General features: G+C 63.9%; 14 protein-coding genes. 6 read left to right on the top strand and 8 right to left on the bottom strand.

What is annotated here, in order from left to right:
• Positions 1 to 52: 52 nt before the first annotated feature.
• Entirely contained in the window at positions 53 to 574 is a 522-nt protein-coding gene (gene yjgA / locus BUQ73_RS21610; RefSeq protein ID WP_027920225.1) for a ribosome biogenesis factor YjgA, read from the top strand.
• A gap of 149 nt (positions 575 to 723) precedes the next feature.
• Here the strand turns inward: yjgA and tldD are convergent, their stop codons facing one another.
• From tldD to mreB, 8 genes are all read right to left on the bottom strand, one after another.
• Positions 724 to 2,163, bottom strand: coding sequence for a metalloprotease TldD (tldD, locus tag BUQ73_RS21615; protein WP_079229612.1), 1,440 nt, complete (start codon positions 2,161 to 2,163; stop codon positions 724 to 726).
• A gap of 2 nt (positions 2,164 to 2,165) precedes the next feature.
• Positions 2,166 to 3,017, bottom strand: coding sequence for a carbon-nitrogen hydrolase family protein (locus BUQ73_RS21620; RefSeq protein ID WP_079229613.1), 852 nt, complete (start codon positions 3,015 to 3,017; stop codon positions 2,166 to 2,168).
• Positions 3,018 to 3,031: 14 nt separating this feature from the next.
• Entirely contained in the window at positions 3,032 to 6,847 is a 3,816-nt protein-coding gene (locus tag BUQ73_RS21625) for a YhdP family protein (protein ID WP_079229614.1), read from the bottom strand.
• A gap of 82 nt (positions 6,848 to 6,929) precedes the next feature.
• On the bottom strand, positions 6,930 to 8,387 hold the full coding sequence (rng, locus tag BUQ73_RS21630; protein WP_079229615.1) for a ribonuclease G: 1,458 nt from the start codon (positions 8,385 to 8,387) through the stop codon (positions 6,930 to 6,932).
• A 54-nt stretch (positions 8,388 to 8,441) separates the two neighbouring features.
• On the bottom strand, positions 8,442 to 9,053 hold the full coding sequence (locus BUQ73_RS21635) for a Maf family protein (protein WP_079229616.1): 612 nt from the start codon (positions 9,051 to 9,053) through the stop codon (positions 8,442 to 8,444).
• A 33-nt stretch (positions 9,054 to 9,086) separates the two neighbouring features.
• Complete coding sequence (gene mreD / locus BUQ73_RS21640) at positions 9,087 to 9,575, bottom strand: rod shape-determining protein MreD (protein ID WP_027920231.1); 489 nt, start codon at positions 9,573 to 9,575, stop codon at positions 9,087 to 9,089.
• Positions 9,575 to 10,588, bottom strand: a complete 1,014-nt coding sequence (gene mreC / locus BUQ73_RS21645) for a rod shape-determining protein MreC (protein ID WP_237772797.1) — start codon at positions 10,586 to 10,588, stop codon at positions 9,575 to 9,577. The genes mreD and mreC overlap by 1 nt, the downstream gene beginning before the upstream one ends.
• Positions 10,589 to 10,780: 192 nt before the next feature.
• Entirely contained in the window at positions 10,781 to 11,818 is a 1,038-nt protein-coding gene (gene mreB, locus BUQ73_RS21650) for a rod shape-determining protein MreB (RefSeq protein ID WP_003255163.1), read from the bottom strand.
• A gap of 204 nt (positions 11,819 to 12,022) precedes the next feature.
• Here mreB and gatC point away from each other — a divergent pair, with 204 nt between their 5' ends.
• The 5 genes from gatC to BUQ73_RS21675 all read left to right on the top strand — a co-directional run bounded on the left by gatC (position 12,023) and on the right by BUQ73_RS21675 (position 16,864).
• The gene (gatC, locus tag BUQ73_RS21655) at positions 12,023 to 12,310 is read left to right on the top strand and encodes an Asp-tRNA(Asn)/Glu-tRNA(Gln) amidotransferase subunit GatC (protein ID WP_027920233.1); all 288 of its coding nucleotides are present in this window, start codon (positions 12,023 to 12,025) and stop codon (positions 12,308 to 12,310) included.
• A gap of 15 nt (positions 12,311 to 12,325) precedes the next feature.
• Positions 12,326 to 13,777, top strand: a complete 1,452-nt coding sequence (gene gatA / locus BUQ73_RS21660; protein WP_079229618.1) for an Asp-tRNA(Asn)/Glu-tRNA(Gln) amidotransferase subunit GatA — start codon at positions 12,326 to 12,328, stop codon at positions 13,775 to 13,777.
• An 11-nt stretch (positions 13,778 to 13,788) separates the two neighbouring features.
• Positions 13,789 to 15,234, top strand: a complete 1,446-nt coding sequence (gene gatB / locus BUQ73_RS21665) for an Asp-tRNA(Asn)/Glu-tRNA(Gln) amidotransferase subunit GatB (protein WP_079229619.1) — start codon at positions 13,789 to 13,791, stop codon at positions 15,232 to 15,234.
• A 138-nt stretch (positions 15,235 to 15,372) separates the two neighbouring features.
• A complete protein-coding gene (locus BUQ73_RS21670; RefSeq protein WP_027920236.1) occupies positions 15,373 to 15,747 on the top strand; it encodes a septal ring lytic transglycosylase RlpA family protein in 375 nt (124 codons plus the stop codon).
• 73 nt (positions 15,748 to 15,820) lie between these two features.
• Positions 15,821 to 16,864, top strand: coding sequence for a calcium/sodium antiporter (locus BUQ73_RS21675; protein ID WP_079229620.1), 1,044 nt, complete (start codon positions 15,821 to 15,823; stop codon positions 16,862 to 16,864).
• Positions 16,865 to 16,866 lie beyond the last annotated feature (2 nt).

The following is a 16,866-nucleotide window of genomic DNA, read 5'->3' on the forward strand; positions in this document are numbered from 1 at the left end:
CAAGCGGCCCCCGACTGGTTATCATGGCGGCGATTTCTAGCGGACTGCCACCATGGTTGATTCATACGACGACGCCTTCGACGGCGAAAAAAGCAAAACCCAGATCAAGCGCGAGCTGCATGCGCTGGTCGAACTCGGCGAGCGCCTGACCACGGTCAAGGCCGACACCCTGGCGCGCCTGCCGCTCACCGACGAGCTGCGCAAGGCCCTGGCCGACGCCAGCAAGCACACCGCCCATGGCGCACGCAAACGCCACATGTCGTTCGTCGGCAAGCTGATGCGCGACCAGGACCTGGACGCCATCCACGCCGTGCTCGAGCAGATCGACAGCTCCAGCCGCCAGTACAACGAGCGCTTCCACAACCTGGAGCGCTGGCGCGACCGCCTGATCGACGGTAACGACGAAGACCTCGAGCGTTTCGTCAACGAATACCCCGAGACCGATCGCCAGCAACTGCGCTCGCTGATCCGTCATGCCCAGCACGAAAAGGCGCGGAACAAACCGCCTGCCGCTGCGCGCAAGGTGTTCAAGTACATCCGCGACCTCGACGAGATGCAGCGCGGCCTGCGCTGAAGGCTGGCGCGGTGCTCTTGTAGGAGCGGCCTTGCGTCGCGATTGGGCTGCGTAGCAGCCCCAGCTATTTCTGCAGTATCGCTGAAACCCTGGGGCCGCTTTGCGGCCCTTTCGCGACAAGAAGCCGCTTCTACAGGCAGCGCGCATCATCAAGCGCCAGTACCGCCCACGGTAATCGCGTCCAGCTTCAAGGTCGGCTGCCCGACGCCTACCGGCACCGATTGCCCATCCTTGCCGCACGTTCCCACACCACTGTCCAGCGCCAGGTCGTTACCGACCATCGACACCCGGCTCATGGCCTCAGGCCCGTTGCCGATCAGGGTCGCGCCTTTGACGGGGGCCGTGATCTTGCCGTCTTCGATCAAGTAGGCTTCGCTGGTCGAGAACACGAACTTGCCACTGGTGATATCGACCTGGCCACCGCCGAGGTTGGCGCAATAGATGCCTTTCTTCACCGAGGCGATGATTTCTTGTGGGTCGCTTTCGCCGGCAAGCATGTAGGTGTTGGTCATGCGCGGCATCGGCAAGTGCGCATAAGACTCGCGACGACCATTGCCGGTAACCGCCATGCCCATCAGGCGCGCATTGAGCTTGTCCTGCATGTAGCCCTTGAGGATGCCGTTCTCGATCAGCGTGGTGCATTCGGTCGGCGTACCTTCGTCATCGACACTCAACGAGCCCCGTCGCCCTTCAAGGGTACCGTCATCGACGATGGTGCACAGGCTGGAGGCAACCTTCTGGCCGATCCGGCCACTGAACGCCGAGCTGCCCTTGCGGTTGAAGTCGCCTTCCAGGCCATGGCCCACCGCTTCGTGCAGCAGCACACCCGACCAGCCGGAACCCAGCACCACCGGCAAAGTGCCAGCCGGAGCGGGGATAGCTTCGAGGTTGACCAGCGCCTGGCGCAACGCTTCGCGGGCATAGCCCATGACGCGTTCTTCAGTGAAGAAGCGGTAATCAGTACGCCCGCCACCGCCCTGCCCGCCGCGCTCGCGACGGCCATTCTGTTCGACAATTACGCTGACGTTGAAACGCACCAGCGGGCGCACATCGGCGGCCAGGCTACCGTCGGCGGCGGCAATCAGGATGCGCTCCCAGACCCCGGCCATGCTCACGCTGACCTGCTGGATACGTGGGTCGAGGGCACGGGTGGCAGCATCGACACGCTTGAGTAGCTCTACCTTCTCGGCACGGCTGAGCACGTCCAGCGGGTTGTCCGGCGCGTAAAGCGCCGTCACGTCCTGGCTGCGGAAGGCCTGCACCGTGCCGTTCTGGCCGGCGCGGGAAATCGAGCGGGCCGCACGGGCCGCCGAGGTCAGCGCCTCGAGGTTGATCGCATTGCTGTAGGCGAAGCCCGTCTTCTCGCCGGACTGGGCACGCACACCCACGCCCTGGTCAAGGTTGAAGCTGCCCTCTTTGACGATGCCGTCCTCCAGCGCCCAGGTTTCCGAAATCTGGCCCTGGAAATACAGGTCGGCGGCGTCGATGCCAGGGCCGGCCAGTTCGCCCAGCACGCTCTGCAGGCTGTCGAGGGTGAGTCCGCCCGGGGCCAGGAGCTGCTCGCTGACGGTGGATAACATCTGGCTCATAGTCACTCCGAGGTGTGCGCAGGCCGCAAGGCGTCCTGCGAGAAAAAGCGCCGGTGCGTGGTGACCGGCATGCGCGCCCGGATGGACGCCTGTTCATCAATGTCGCGCTCGGCGAGCAATACTGCTTCGCCTTGCGCCTGTTCAGCGACGATCCGCCCCCAGGGGTCGATGATCGCCGTATGCCCGTGGGTTTCCCGCGGGCCTGGATGTGTTCCGCCCTGAGCCGCTGCCAGTACGTAGCACTGGGTCTCGATGGCCCGGGCACGGATCAGCACTTCCCAATGCGCTGCTCCTGTGACCGCAGTAAAGGCGGCCGGTGCCGTGACCAGTTCAGCGCCTGCGCTGCGCAAGGCGCTGTACAGCTCGGGGAAGCGCAGGTCGTAACACACGCTGAGCCCCAGGCGCCCCACGGGCGTATCGGCCACCACCACCTGGGCACCATGGGCATAGTCATCGGACTCGCGGTAGCGGCCACGGTTGTCGGCCACATCCACGTCGAACAGATGCAGCTTGTCGTAGCGCGCTACCACTTCGCCGTGTTCGTCGACGAGCAGCGAACAGGCATGCGCCTTGGCTTCAGGCTGGCCTTGCGGTGGCAACGGCAAGGTACCGGCAACAATCCATAATCTGAGGTCGCGTGCAGTACGTTTCAACCATGGCAGGATCGGGCCTTCGCCCAGGGCTTCGGCGCGGCCGATGGCGGCGGCATCCTTGCGCCCCATTGCCGCGAAGTTCTCCGGTAGCACCGCCAGCCGCGCACCGCCCAAGGCCGCCTGTTCGAGCAAGGCCCCGGCACGTTGCAAGTTGGCCAGCACATCGTCCTGGCTGACCATCTGGATGACCGCTGCCTTCATGGGCACTCCCGAAGTTATTTATCGAACGGTTTCACAAAGGTGATTTTAGGCTCTTTCACCGGGCCCTCGACGCGATAGTGCACGCTGGCGAAACGCGACACCCGGTCACCGATCAACCGGTCGACCAGGAACAGCGCACCACCGACCGCTGGCGCACCGACGATCAGCGCAGCCAGTGGCAGATTGTTGGTGACCGGCAGGGTCACCTGGAGGTTGGCAGCGACCCGATCGCGCACCAGGTCCAGGGTGCCGTCGAGTTCGAAGTTGCTCGACGGCCCGGTCACGGTGATCGGCTCGCGGGTCACGTATACGCCATTGCTGGCCACCAGCAGGCCCTTGACCCGGTCGTAGGCCAGGCCCTTGTCGAACAGGTCGGAGAAGTCCAGGCGCAGGCGCCGGCCAATCGAGTTGAAATTGAGCAGGCCGAACACTCGCAAGGCCTGGGCGCCACCTTCCACTTCGACGAACTGGCCGCTGCGCAAGGCAGCATCCATGCTGCCAGAGAAGCGCTTGAGACCGACCCAGGCCGGCGAACCAGGCCAACGGCCGTCGACATCCAAGCGGAAATCGCGACTGGTCACGGTCGGGGCGAAGCCCCAGGCCTTGAGCACATCGGCGAGGTTCTTGCCATCGAGCCGGCCTTTGTACCAGCTGCTGGTAGCCCCGGTTTCGCCTTCCCAACCGCCACTGCCATCGACATGCAGGCCTTTGAAATCGAGGTCGATGTCCTGTGCTGCCACACCCCGAGCAGTCGGGCGCAGTTTCAGCGCGGCACTGCCGAACAGGTCGTCGCCGCGGTACAGCTTGTCGATGCTCAGGTCCAGGGCCGGCACCTTGCGCGGGTCGAACGAGGCCAGCGGGTCGGGGCCCTCTCCCGACTGTGCTTCAGCCGGGTCGGCAGGTGGCAGGCGCAAGGTCTGCAGGCGCACCGTCATCGGCGCAGTCTTGGCATCTGGAACACGCGCGTTGCCGATGACTTCCTTGCTGTCCAGGCGCAGATCCCAGGCCGAGCCACCACGAACCAGGCGCACCACAGCCTGGTTCAGGGCCATGCCGAAGGCTTTCAGCTGGCCGATGCTCAGGTCGACACTCTGCAGGTTCTGCCGGGCATTGCCACCGGGGTCGTCACCGGCAAAACGTGCGGCCTGCTCCTGCCAAGGGGCCAGGTCCAGGCTTTCCAGCCGCCCTTTCACCCGCAGCCCCTGGCCCGCTGGCAATTGCGCCTGGCCAGGGCCGAGCAGCAATTCGCCGCGGCCCTGGCCCAGCTTGTCAGCCGGTGCGGCGTAGGCGAAGCGGGCCAAATCAGCGTAAGACGCATCAAAACGCCGCTCAGGCCCTTGCAGGTTCATGCTGAAACGGCTGTCACGGGTTTCCCCTGTCGCCTTGCCGAATGGCGCCGGCAGGTCGATAGACAGCCCCTTGAGCGTAGAGCTGACATTCAAGCTGTTGTCACGGCTGCCCAGATTGACCTGCAACTGGTACGGGATATCGCCGGCGGCGGGCAAGGTCTGCTTGAACTGCAGCCAGTCGGTAAGGGACTTCAGCGAAGCCTGGCCGCTGGCATTGATGCGCGTCTGCATCTGCCCCGGCTGGCCCTCGGCGCTGATCTGCGCAGTGGCCGGTTTGCCGAATACCTGCAGGCTGATGTTCTTGCCGCTCAGCCCCTTGTCGAGGTCGAAGCTGAAGTCGCCCTTCAGGCGCGTCAGGTCCAGGCTAGGCGGAGCTACCTTCAGGCGTGCATCGGCAGTGGCGAAGTCCACCAGCACCTTTGGCCGCTCGCCGTGGGCCAGGGGAACGTCGAGCTTGATCTTGCCCTTGAGGGGCCCCTCGCCGTCCCAGCCAGCGAAGATCTCGCCAGTGCCAATCGGTGCTTCCTTGAGGATCTTCAGACCATCGCCAAGGCTGCCGTCGAAATCACCGTCCAGGTACAGGTGACTGTGCTGGCCGTTGTCGACATGGGGAATGTTCACACTGACGTCGCTGACCTTGGTGTCGAGCAGCAGGCCCTTGCGGGCCTTGATGCGCACGCCGCTGTCCTCGATCAGTACATCGCCATCCACCTGCTGCACCTGCGGCCAGCCCGGCTGGAAGTCCAGCGCGGCATCGTGAACCTTGAAGAACAGGCTGATGCTGCGAGCTTCCGGCGTGGCGCCATGGTTCAACGAACCCTGGTACTGGAAATAGCCCTGGTCAACGTTGCCTTTGACGATAGCGCTGCGCAGCCATTCGTCGAGTGCCGGGCTCAGCACTTCGGGCAGGTACTTGGCGGTGTAGCGGCCATCGCCTTCGGTCAGGCCGACGCGAAGGTCCATGTAGCTTTCTGCGCCTTCGTCGAACAGCAGGCGAATCAGGAAATCGCCAGCAATCTTGCCTTCTTCGCCCAGCACCTTCAGGTAGGGTGCGATGAGGGTGAAGCCGTGTTGGTCGAGCGCCCAGGTCAGCCGCGCATTGGCCTTCTGGTAATGCCAGGGTTTGGCGAAGATCGGATACAGATGCAGCATGAACGCGTCGGTATCCAGGCGCAATTCGCCATGCCCAAGGTCGCCGCTGATACTGCCGCTGACATTACCGGCTGCCGGTGCGCCGTGATAGGCATCGAAACCGACTTTCTCCAGGTTGGCGGCGAACTGCAGTCGCTGGTCGCCCTCGGCTTTAGGCCGTGCTTCCACACGAACGTTGCGCAGTGCCCCGGTGACCTTCAGCGCATCGACCACGGTCATGAGCTTGTCCGGCAAGGGGGCCAATGCGTTGATCAATGGGGTCAAGGGGGTGAGGTCAAGGCGGTCGGCCTGCACTTGCCAGGTTTCGCCCGCCGGGTCATCACCCAGGCGCTGCTTCACTTGCAGGTGCGATTCCCAGCGAGTCTTGCCGATGCTCGCGGCGAGTGAATCCACCACCACATCGAAGCCCTCGTCACGGCGCTGGAACCAGGCAGCCAGGGCGAGATTGTCCAATGCCACAGCCTTGCGCTCAGCGTAGGCACCTCGCAATTGTGGGGCATTGAGGCGGACTACCGCCTGCTGCAACTGGCCCTTGCGCCAGTCGACCCAGAATTCACCACCGGCCTTCAGCGCTTCAGCGCGCCACTGGCCCAGAACACGAGGCGGCAACCACCGCGCCCAGTCGCTTTGTGGCAGGCTCAGATAGGCCTCGACTTCACCGTCGCGCCACTCCTTGGCGGTTGCCCGGCTGCGCAGGTTGACCGCCAGCGGCTGGCCGTCGGGCAAGGTCGCATGCAGGTCCAGGGCCTGACGCGATGCGCCCGCCTGCAAACCGACGCTGACATAGGTGAGGGTCAGCGGGTCACGCTGCCAAGGCTGCAGGGTAACCTGACTGTCGAGCACATCAATGCGGCCCAATTGGCGCAGACGCTGCAACACTTCGGCGGGGTCCAGCGGCGCGTCGTCCTTTTTCGGCAGCCCTTCGAGGGCCCAGCCACCCTGCTCGTCTTCCCGCAAAATCAGCTGCAGGCCGCCGAGTTCGATGCGCGCCAGGCGCACTTCACGGGCGGTCAGGCTGGCCCAGAGGTCGGGCACCACCTTGACCTCATCCAGGCGCAAGGCCGATGCACCTTCACCCAGTTGCAGGTCGCGTACGCGCAATACCGGCGCCAGGCCACTCCAACGTCCTTCCAGGGCCCCCACATGCACGGGCAGGCCCAATGCCTGTTCAGCTTTGCTTTCGACGTCGGCACGGTATTCGGCCACCAGCGGCACCAGCTCGCGGCCAAGGCTGACATACAACGCCACCAGCACAGCGAGCAAGGCGCAGATGCCCAGCCCCCAGCGGGTCAAGGCAACAAGAACGCGGTTCAGACGTCCCATGGCCATGGCCCTCCAGGTCGTTTATCCATGATGGCCCGACGTGCCGAATTTGCCAGCCAGTACCTTCCTGGGCGGGTATCAGAATGCCTCAGAGCAGCACCACATCATATTGTTCCTGCGAATACATCGACTCGACCTGGAAGCGAATGGTTCGTCCAATGAAGGTCTCCAGTTCGGCAACGTTGCCAGACTCCTCGTCCAGCAGGCGGTCGACCACTTTCTGGTTGGCCAGCACACGGTAACCTTCAGCCTGGTAGGCGCGGGCCTCGCGGAGGATTTCGCGGAAGATCTCGTAACAGATGGTTTCCGGGGTTTTCAGCTTGCCGCGGCCCTGGCAGGCGACGCAGGGCTCGCACAGCACCTGCTCAAGGCTTTCGCGGGTGCGTTTGCGAGTCATCTGCACCAGGCCCAGCTCGGTGATGCCGATGATGTTGGTCTTGGCGTGATCGCGTTCCAGCTGTTTTTCCAGGGTCCGCAGCACCTGGCGCTGGTGTTCTTCGTCTTCCATGTCGATGAAGTCGATGATGATGATCCCGCCGATATTGCGCAGGCGCAGCTGCCGGGCGATTGCCGTGGCGGCTTCGAGGTTGGTCTTGAAGATGGTTTCTTCGAGGTTGCGGTGGCCGACAAATGCCCCCGTGTTGACGTCGATGGTGGTCATCGCCTCGGCCGGGTCGACCACCAGGTAGCCACCGGACTTGAGCGGTACCTTGCGCTCCAGGGCGCGCTGGATCTCGTCCTCGACCCCATACAGATCGAAAATTGGCCTCTCCCCAGGGTAGTGCTCCAGGCGATCGGCGATTTCGGGCATCAGTTCGGCGACGAACTGCGTGGTTTTCTGGAAGGTTTCCCGCGAGTCGATGCGAATCTTCTCGATCTTCGGGTTGACCAGGTCGCGCAGCGTGCGCAGGGCCAGGCCGAGGTCTTCATAAATCACCGTCGGCGCGCCGCAGGTCTTGATCTGGCTGCCGATCTGTTCCCACAGGCGGCGCAGGTAGCGGATGTCCTGGAGGATTTCCTCGGCCCGCGCGCCCTCGGCAGCTGTGCGCAGGATGAAGCCGCCGGCGTCCTTGATGTTCTCGCTGTCCATGCAGTCGCTGACCACCTGCTTGAGGCGTTCGCGTTCGGCTTCGTCTTCGATCTTCAGCGAGATGCCGACATGGCTGCTGCGTGGCATGTACACCAGGTAACGGGAGGGTATCGACAGCTGCGTGGTCAGGCGTGCGCCCTTGGTACCGATCGGGTCCTTGGTCACCTGCACCACCAAGGCCTGGCCCTCATGCACCAGTGCGGTGATGTTCTCCACCGCCGAGCCTTCGCGCTGGGAGATTTCCGACGCATGGATGAACGCCGCGCGCTCCAGGCCGATGTCGACGAACGCCGCTTGCATGCCCGGCAGCACTCGCACCACCTTGCCCTTGTAGATATTGCCGACGATGCCGCGACGCTGGGTGCGCTCGACATGCACTTCCTGCAGCACCCCGTTTTCCACCACCGCCACACGCGATTCCATCGGCGTGATGTTGATCAGGATCTCTTCACTCATGGCAGGCTCTCGTCAAAGGTCTTCGGTAATGATGGATCGCGCGTGTCAGGCTGGCTACCGCTGGTTTGTTACCTCAGGCAAAAGTGCCGGTACCTGCCAGCAGGCGATACCGAACCGGGCGAGCAATTCGGCCGTTTCGCACAACGGCAGGCCGACCACCGCCGAATAACTGCCTTCGAGCCCGGTGACGAACACCGCACCCAGGCCCTGAATGGCGTAGCCGCCCGCCTTGTCCACCGGTTCGCCACTGGCCCAATAGCGCTCGGCTTCTGCGGCATCGACAGGACGAAAACACACAGTGCTGCTGACGCACAGGCTTTCGCAACGCTGGCCATCGCTCAAAGCCACGGCCGTCAGCACCTGGTGCGCGCGGCCGGCCAGGTCAGCCAGCATGGCCAGTGCATGTTCACGGTTTTCTGGCTTGCCGAGAATACGACCATCGAGCACCACCGCCGTATCGGCGCCAAGCGCCACGGCAGGGCCTTGAAGCGTGGCCAGGCCGGCTTCGGCCTTGGCCCGGGCCAGGCGCTCGACGTAGGCTTCGGCGCTTTCGCCCACTAGCGGGGTTTCATCGATGGGCGCACTGACAACCGTGAACGGCACGCCGATCTGGGCGAGCAGTTCACGCCGGCGTGGCGAGCCGGAGGCGAGGTAGAGGGGTTTCATTCAGACATCTCCCTGTCAGTGATGGCAGCGCCGTCAGTTGATATGCAAACGTCGGCGCAGGTCGCGCAGGGCGAAACTGATCCATGGCCAGAGCAAGGCACTGATCACGGCTGACCAGACCAGCGCCAGGGTTGGCAGGCGATTGCCGGTGAGCGCGCTGAGCCACAGCTGGATCAGCTGGGCGATACCGAAGATCACCAGGATCACCAGACTCTGCTGCCACAACGGGAACATGCGCAGGCGCTGCTGTAGCGACAGCACAAGGAACGTGATCAGGGTCAGGATGAATGCGTTCTGCCCCAGCAAGGTGCCGTACAGCACATCCTCGGCCAGCCCCAGGACGAAGGCGGTGGTCATGCCCACCTTGCTCGGCACGTTCAAGGTCCAGAACGACACCAGCATTGCCAGCCACATGGGCCGGAACACTTCGAGGAACTGCGGCATAGGCGAAACGCTGAGCAGCAGGCCGATGGCGAACGTCAGCCAGATGACCCAACCGTGATTACGGCGCGACTTGGCCATCATTGCCTCCGTGAATGGGCGGGTGCCGCAGGCGCGGCGGCCGGGCTGGCAGGCGTTGCAGCCGGGGCCGCAGGTGCCTGACCCGCAGCTGCCGGAGCAGCCGGCTGCGCCGGAGTCGGGGCAACTGCCGGGTGCTCGGCATTGGCGGCGGGTTGGCCAGTACCTTTGCGATCGGCTTCTTCCTGGGCAATCGCTGCGTCGGTGGCGCGCTGTTCCGGAGTACGGCGGTCACTGAACACCAGCAGCATGTAGCGGCTGCGGTTGAGCGCAGCAGTAGGAATGGCGCGGACGATAGCGAACGGCTGGCCAGAATCGTGGATCACTTCATTGACCGTGGCCACCGGGTAACCGGCAGGGAAGCGTTGGCCCATTCCGGAACTCACCAGCAGGTCGCCTTCCTTGATGTCGGCGGTGTCGGCGACGTGGCGCAGCTCAAGGCGCTCCGGGTTGCCGGTGCCGCTGGCGATGGCGCGCAGGCCATTGCGGTTGACCTGCACCGGAATGCTGTGGGTCGTGTCGGTCAGCAGCAGAACGCGCGAGGTATACGGCATCAGCTCGACCACCTGGCCCATCAGGCCGCGGGCATCGAGCACCGGCTGGCCGAGGAACACGCCATCACGCTCGCCCTTGTTGATCAGGATGCGATGGGTGAAAGGGTTGGGGTCAACACCGATCAGTTCCGCTACCTCGACCTTTTCGTTGACCAGCGCCGAGGAATTGAGCAGCTCGCGCAGACGCACGTTCTGCTCGGTCAGGGCCGCCAGCTTCTGCAGGCGCCCCTGCAACAGCAAGGCTTCGGTCTTGAGTTTTTCGTTTTCGGCGATCAGCTCGGTGCGGCTGCCGAACTGGCCGGCCACGCCTTGCCACATGCGCTGCGGCAGGTCGGTGATCCAGTACGATTCCATGAGCACCAGGCCCATCTGGCTGCGCACCGGCTTGAGCACGTCGAAACGCGCGTCGACAACCATCAACGCGACCGACAGCACCACCAATACCAGCAGGCGAACGCCCAGCGAAGGGCCCTTGGAGAAAAGCGGTTTAATGGGCCGTTCCTCGTGGACGACTCAGGAGGTCATTGGACATGAAACAACGCACCAGCCTGGTTGCGGGTTGACGGAAACGACGCCCGAATGGACGCCAGCCCAGCACATACAGGTAGCACTGCGCGTGCTACCTGTAAACCGGGCGCTCTATCGCTGCGGGGATCACTCGCTGGAGAGCAGGTCCATCGCGTGCTTGTCCATCATCTCCAGGGCGCGACCGCCGCCACGGGCGACGCAGGTCAGTGGGTCTTCGGCGACGATCACCGGCAGGCCGGTTTCCTGGGCCAGCAACTTGTCGAGGTCACGCAGCAATGCGCCACCACCGGTCAGCACGAGGCCGCGCTCGGCGATGTCGGAGGCCAGCTCCGGCGGCGACTGTTCCAGGGCGCTCTTGACCGCCTGGACGATGGTGGCCAGGGATTCCTGCAGGGCTTCCAGGACTTCGTTGGAGTTCAGGGTGAAGGCGCGTGGCACGCCCTCGGCCAGGTTACGGCCGCGCACGTCGACTTCACGTACTTCGCCACCCGGGTAGGCGGTGCCGATTTCCTGTTTGATACGCTCGGCGGTGGATTCGCCGATCAGGCTGCCGTAGTTGCGGCGCACGTAGGTGACGATGGCTTCGTCGAAGCGGTCGCCGCCAACACGGACGGACTCGGCATACACCACACCGTTCAGCGAGATCAGTGCGATTTCGGTGGTACCACCACCGATATCGACAACCATCGAGCCACGGGCTTCTTCGACCGGCAGGCCGGCGCCGATGGCAGCGGCCATTGGCTCTTCGATCAGGAACACTTCGCGTGCACCAGCGCCCAGGGCCGACTCGCGAATGGCGCGGCGCTCTACCTGGGTCGACTTGCACGGCACGCAGATCAGCACGCGAGGGCTGGGCTGCAGGAAGCTGTTTTCGTGAACCTTGTTGATGAAGTACTGCAACATTTTTTCACAAACGCTGAAGTCGGCGATGACGCCGTCCTTCATCGGACGAATGGCAGCAATGTTACCTGGCGTACGGCCCAGCATGCGCTTGGCTTCGGTACCGACGGCGACGACGCTTTTCTGGTTGCCGTGGGTACGGATGGCAACAACCGAGGGCTCATTCAGGACGATACCGCGCTCACGCACGTAAATAAGGGTGTTGGCAGTCCCCAGGTCGATGGAAAGATCGCTGGAAAACATGCCACGCAGTTTCTTGAACATGGGAAAGTGACCCTGGGGAAAGCGTGGGTAAAAAAGTGCGGCAAACTCTAACAATGGCAGGGATTTTGGGCAAGGAGCCAATATGTTAAATTGGCTGTTTTTCCGAGCACGCCAGCAGATGATCGCGGCCGTTAGACCGCCAAAATGCTGACATGTTCCTCACCGCGGACCCTATTCCGTTCTTTGTTTCCCCTGGAGATCACCATGGCGCTTGAACGCAGCGACGTGGAAAAGATCGCCCATCTGGCCCGCCTGGGCCTGAATGACGGCGAACTGCCACGCATTACTGACGCCCTGAACAGCATTCTCGGCCTGGTCGACCAGATGCAAGCGGTCGATACCAATGGCATCGAGCCCTTGGCCCACCCCCTGGAGGCCAGCCAGCGCCTGCGTCCCGACCAGGTCACCGAAAGCAACCAGCGCGAGGCCTACCAGGCCATCGCACCATCGACCGAAAGCGGTCTGTACCTGGTTCCGAAAGTCATCGAGTAAGGGATAGAGCCTGCCATGCATGAATTGACCCTGGCCGAGATCGCCCGCGGACTCGCCGACAAGTCGTTTTCCTCCGAAGAGCTGACCGGCGCCCTGCTGGCGCGCGTCAAGCAGATCGACCCACAGATCAACAGCTTCATCAGCGTCACCGAAGAGCTGGCCCTGGGCCAGGCGCGTGCCGCCGACGCCCGTCGCGCCGCTGGCGAGACCGGTGCACTGCTGGGTGCTCCGATCGCCCACAAGGACCTGTTCTGCACCCTCGGCGTACGCACCAGCTGCGGCTCGAAGATGCTCGACAACTTCAAGGCGCCATATGACGCCACCGTGGTCGCCAAGCTGGCCGAAGCCGGCATGGTCACCCTGGGCAAGACCAACATGGACGAATTCGCCATGGGTTCGGCCAACGAATCCAGCCACTACGGCGCGGTGAAGAACCCGTGGAACCTCGAGCACGTGCCAGGCGGCTCGTCTGGTGGTTCGGCTGCGGCTGTGGCCGCGCGCCTGCTGCCAGCCACCACCGGCACCGACACTGGCGGCTCGATCCGCCAGCCGGCGGCACTGACCAACCTCACCGGCCTCAAGCCGACGTACGGTCGTGTGTCGCGCTGGGGCATGATCGCCTACGCCTCCAGCCTCGACCAGGGTGGCCCGCTGGCGCGTACCGCCGAAGACTGTGCCCTGCTGCTGCAAGGCATGGCCGGCTTCGACGCCAAGGACTCCACCAGCATCGATGAGCCGGTTCCGGACTACAGCGCCGGCCTCAATGGCTCGCTGCAGGGCCTGCGCATCGGCCTGCCGAAGGAGTACTTCGGTGCCGGCCTCGACCCGCGCATCGCCGAACTGGTCCAGGCCAGCGTCAAGGAACTGGAAAAGCTCGGCGCGGTGATCAAGGAAATCAGCCTGCCGAACATGCAGCACGCCATTCCGGCGTACTACGTGATCGCCCCGGCCGAAGCCTCCTCCAACCTGTCGCGTTTCGACGGCGTGCGCTTCGGCTACCGCTGCGAAGAACCGAAAGACCTGACCGACCTGTACAAGCGCTCCCGTGGCGAAGGCTTCGGCGCAGAAGTGCAGCGCCGCATCATGGTCGGCACCTACGCCCTGTCGGCCGGCTACTATGACGCCTACTACGTCAAGGCGCAGCAGATCCGCCGCCTGATCAAGAACGACTTCATGGCCGCCTTCAACGATGTCGACCTGATTCTCGGCCCGACCACGCCGAACCCGGCCTGGAAGCTTGGCGCCAAGAGCAGCGACCCGGTCGCCGCCTACCTGGAAGACGTCTACACCATCACCGCCAACCTGGCGGGCCTGCCGGGCCTGTCGATGCCAGCCGGCTTCGTCGATGGCCTGCCGGTCGGCGTGCAGCTGCTGGCCCCGTACTTCCAGGAAGGCCGCCTGCTCAACGTCGCGCACCGCTACCAGCAAGTCACCGACTGGCACACCCGCGCCCCTAACGGCTTCTGAGGAATTCACACATGCAATGGGAAGTTGTGATCGGGCTGGAGATTCATACCCAGCTGGCCACCCAGTCGAAGATCTTCTCCGGCAGCGCCACCACCTTCGGCTCCGAGCCGAACACCCAGGCCAGCCTGGTTGACCTGGGGATGCCCGGCGTATTGCCGGTGCTGAACCAGGAAGCCGTGCGCATGGCCTGCATGTTCGGCCTGGCAATCGATGCCGAGATCGGCAAGCGCAACGTGTTCGCGCGCAAGAACTACTTCTACCCCGACCTGCCCAAGGGTTACCAGATCAGCCAGATGGACCTGCCGATCGTCGGCAAGGGCCACCTGGACATCGCCCTCGAAGACGGCACCATCAAGCGCATTGGCGTCACCCGCGCGCACCTGGAAGAAGATGCCGGTAAAAGCCTGCATGAAGACTTCAGCGGCTCCACCGGCATCGACCTGAACCGTGCCGGCACGCCACTGCTGGAAATCGTCTCCGAGCCTGACATGCGCAGCGCCAAGGAAGCCGTGGCTTACGTCAAGGCGATCCACGCACTGGTGCGCTACCTGGGCATCTGTGACGGCAACATGGCCGAAGGTTCGCTGCGCTGCGACTGCAACGTGTCGATCCGCCCGAAAGGCCAGGCCGAGTTCGGCACTCGCTGCGAGATCAAGAACGTCAACTCGTTCCGCTTCATCGAGCGCGCGATCAACAGCGAGATCCAGCGCCAGATCGACCTGATCGAAGACGGCGGCAAAGTGGTGCAGGAAACTCGCCTGTACGACCCGAACAAGGACGAAACCCGCTCCATGCGCAGCAAGGAGGAGGCCAACGACTACCGTTACTTCCCCGACCCGGACCTGCTGCCGGTGGTGATCGAGGACAGCTTCCTCGAAACCGTCCGCGCCGGCCTGCCGGAGCTGCCGCCGCAGAAAGTCGAGCGCTTCCAGAGCCAGTACGGCCTGTCGGCCTACGACGCCAACGTGCTGGCTTCCAGCCGTGAGCAGGCGGACTACTTCGAAGAAGTGGTGAAGATCGGTGGCGACGCCAAACTGGCGGCCAACTGGGTAATGGTCGAGCTGGGCAGCCTGCTCAACAAGCTGGGCATCGAGATCGACCAGGCGCCGGTCAGCGCCGCGCACCTGGGCGGCATGCTGCTGCGCATTCGCGACAACACCATCAGCGGCAAGATCGCCAAGACCGTGTTCGAGGCCATGGCCGCCGGTGAAGGCGATGCCGACAGCATCATCGAAAGCAAAGGCCTCAAGCAGGTCACCGACACCGGTGCGATCGACAAGATGCTCGACGAGATGCTCGCCGCCAATGCCGAGCAGGTCGAACAGTACCGCGCCGCCGACGAGGCCAAGCGAGGCAAGATGTTCGGCTTCTTCGTCGGCCAGGCGATGAAGGCCTCCAAAGGCAAGGCCAACCCGGGGCAGGTGAACCAATTGCTCAAGGCCAAGCTCGAAGGGTGAGCTGAAAAAAGCGGCGAGGGCTTTGCCCTCGATCGCGGATGGATCCGCCCCTACAAGGCATCGCGACACGCCTGTAGGAGCGGATTCATCCGCGATGGGCCGCACAGCGGCCCCAATAGCAGCACCGGAGCATCCGAATTGCTAAAACGATCCCTGACCACCCTCGCCCTCTTCTCTGCCCTGGCCGGCTGCGCCAGCCATGACATCGACCCCCGCGGTTACAACGAAACCGGAACCGCGTCCTACTACGGCTCACGCCACCACGGCAAACGCACCGCCAGCGGCGAACCGTTCAACCAGCACGGCCTTACCGCCGCCCACCGCAGCCTGCCTTTTGGCAGCCGGGTGCTGGTCACCAACCTGGCCAACGACCGCAGCGTGGTAGTCCGCATCAACGACCGAGGCCCGCATACACGCGGCCGACTGATCGACCTGTCACGTGCCGCAGCAGAAAAAATCGGCATGCTCCGTAGCGGAACGGCGCGCGTCCGGGTACAAGGTCTGAGCGACTGAGCTGACACCCGCCCTGACTGGAGCCCCTACCATTTTCGACCTGGCCACCCTTCCAACCTTCAGCCTGCTGCAAATGGGCGTCGCCCTGCTGCTGCTGATTGCCGGCGCCGAACTGCTGGTGCGCGCGGCACTGCGCCTGGCCGGGCGCCTGCGCGTGCGGCCATTGGTCATCGGCCTGAGCCTGGTGGCCTTCGGCAGTACTGCACCGCAGCTGACCGTGAGCCTGCAGGCCGCATACCAGGGTGCGCCCGACGTGGCCGTGGGCAGCGTATTCGGTAGCAACATCTTCAATGTGCTGGTCATTCTCGGCCTGGCGGCACTGATCATCCCGTTGCGGGTTTCACGCCAGCTGGTGCGCCTGGACATTCCGCTGATGATTGCCGCCAGCGGCCTGGTCTATGCGCTCTGTGCCAACGGCCATCTGGGCCGGGCCGAAGGGTTGCTGCTGCTGCTTGCCCTGGCGGGCTACCTGGCCATGTTGTGGCATCAGTCGCGCAACTATGCCCGCACCTATCCGGCGCCAGATGCCGGGGCGGCCAGTGCCGGGCGCTTCTGGTCAGGGACGCTGCTACAGGTGCTGTTCGGCCTCGGCCTGCTGAGCCTGGCTGGCCACCTGCTGCTGGAAGCAGCCATCGAAGTGGCGACCGACCTGGGCCTGTCCGAACGGGTCATTGGCCTGACCGTGGTCGCGGTGTGTACATCTCTGCCTGAGCTTGCCGCCGCGCTGATCGCCGCCATTCGAGGTGAGCGGGAGATTGCAGTCGGCACAGTGATCGGCAGCAACCTGTTCAACCTGCTGGCAGTACTCGGCCTGACCGCGCTGATTACCCCCGAGCCACTGACCATCTCACCCAATGCACTGGCCTTCGACCTGCCAGTGATGCTTGGCGTCGCCGCGCTGAGCTTGCCAGTGTTCTACTCCGGTTATCGCATCACCCGCGCCGAGGGGCTGATGTTCCTCTGCCTGTACTTGGTCTACGGCCTGCATGTGGCGGCCTTTACCATGGGCATGCCGCTGGCCGGCCGCCTGGAGCGGTTGATGCTGTTCTACGTTCTGCCGGTGCTCGTCGTGGTGCTGCTGGTTACCACCCTGCGTGCCTGGCGCCGCCAACAGTAAGG

Origin of the sequence: Pseudomonas putida, from assembly GCF_002025705.1 — a bacterium.
GTDB lineage: Bacteria > Pseudomonadota > Gammaproteobacteria > Pseudomonadales > Pseudomonadaceae > Aquipseudomonas > Aquipseudomonas putida_J.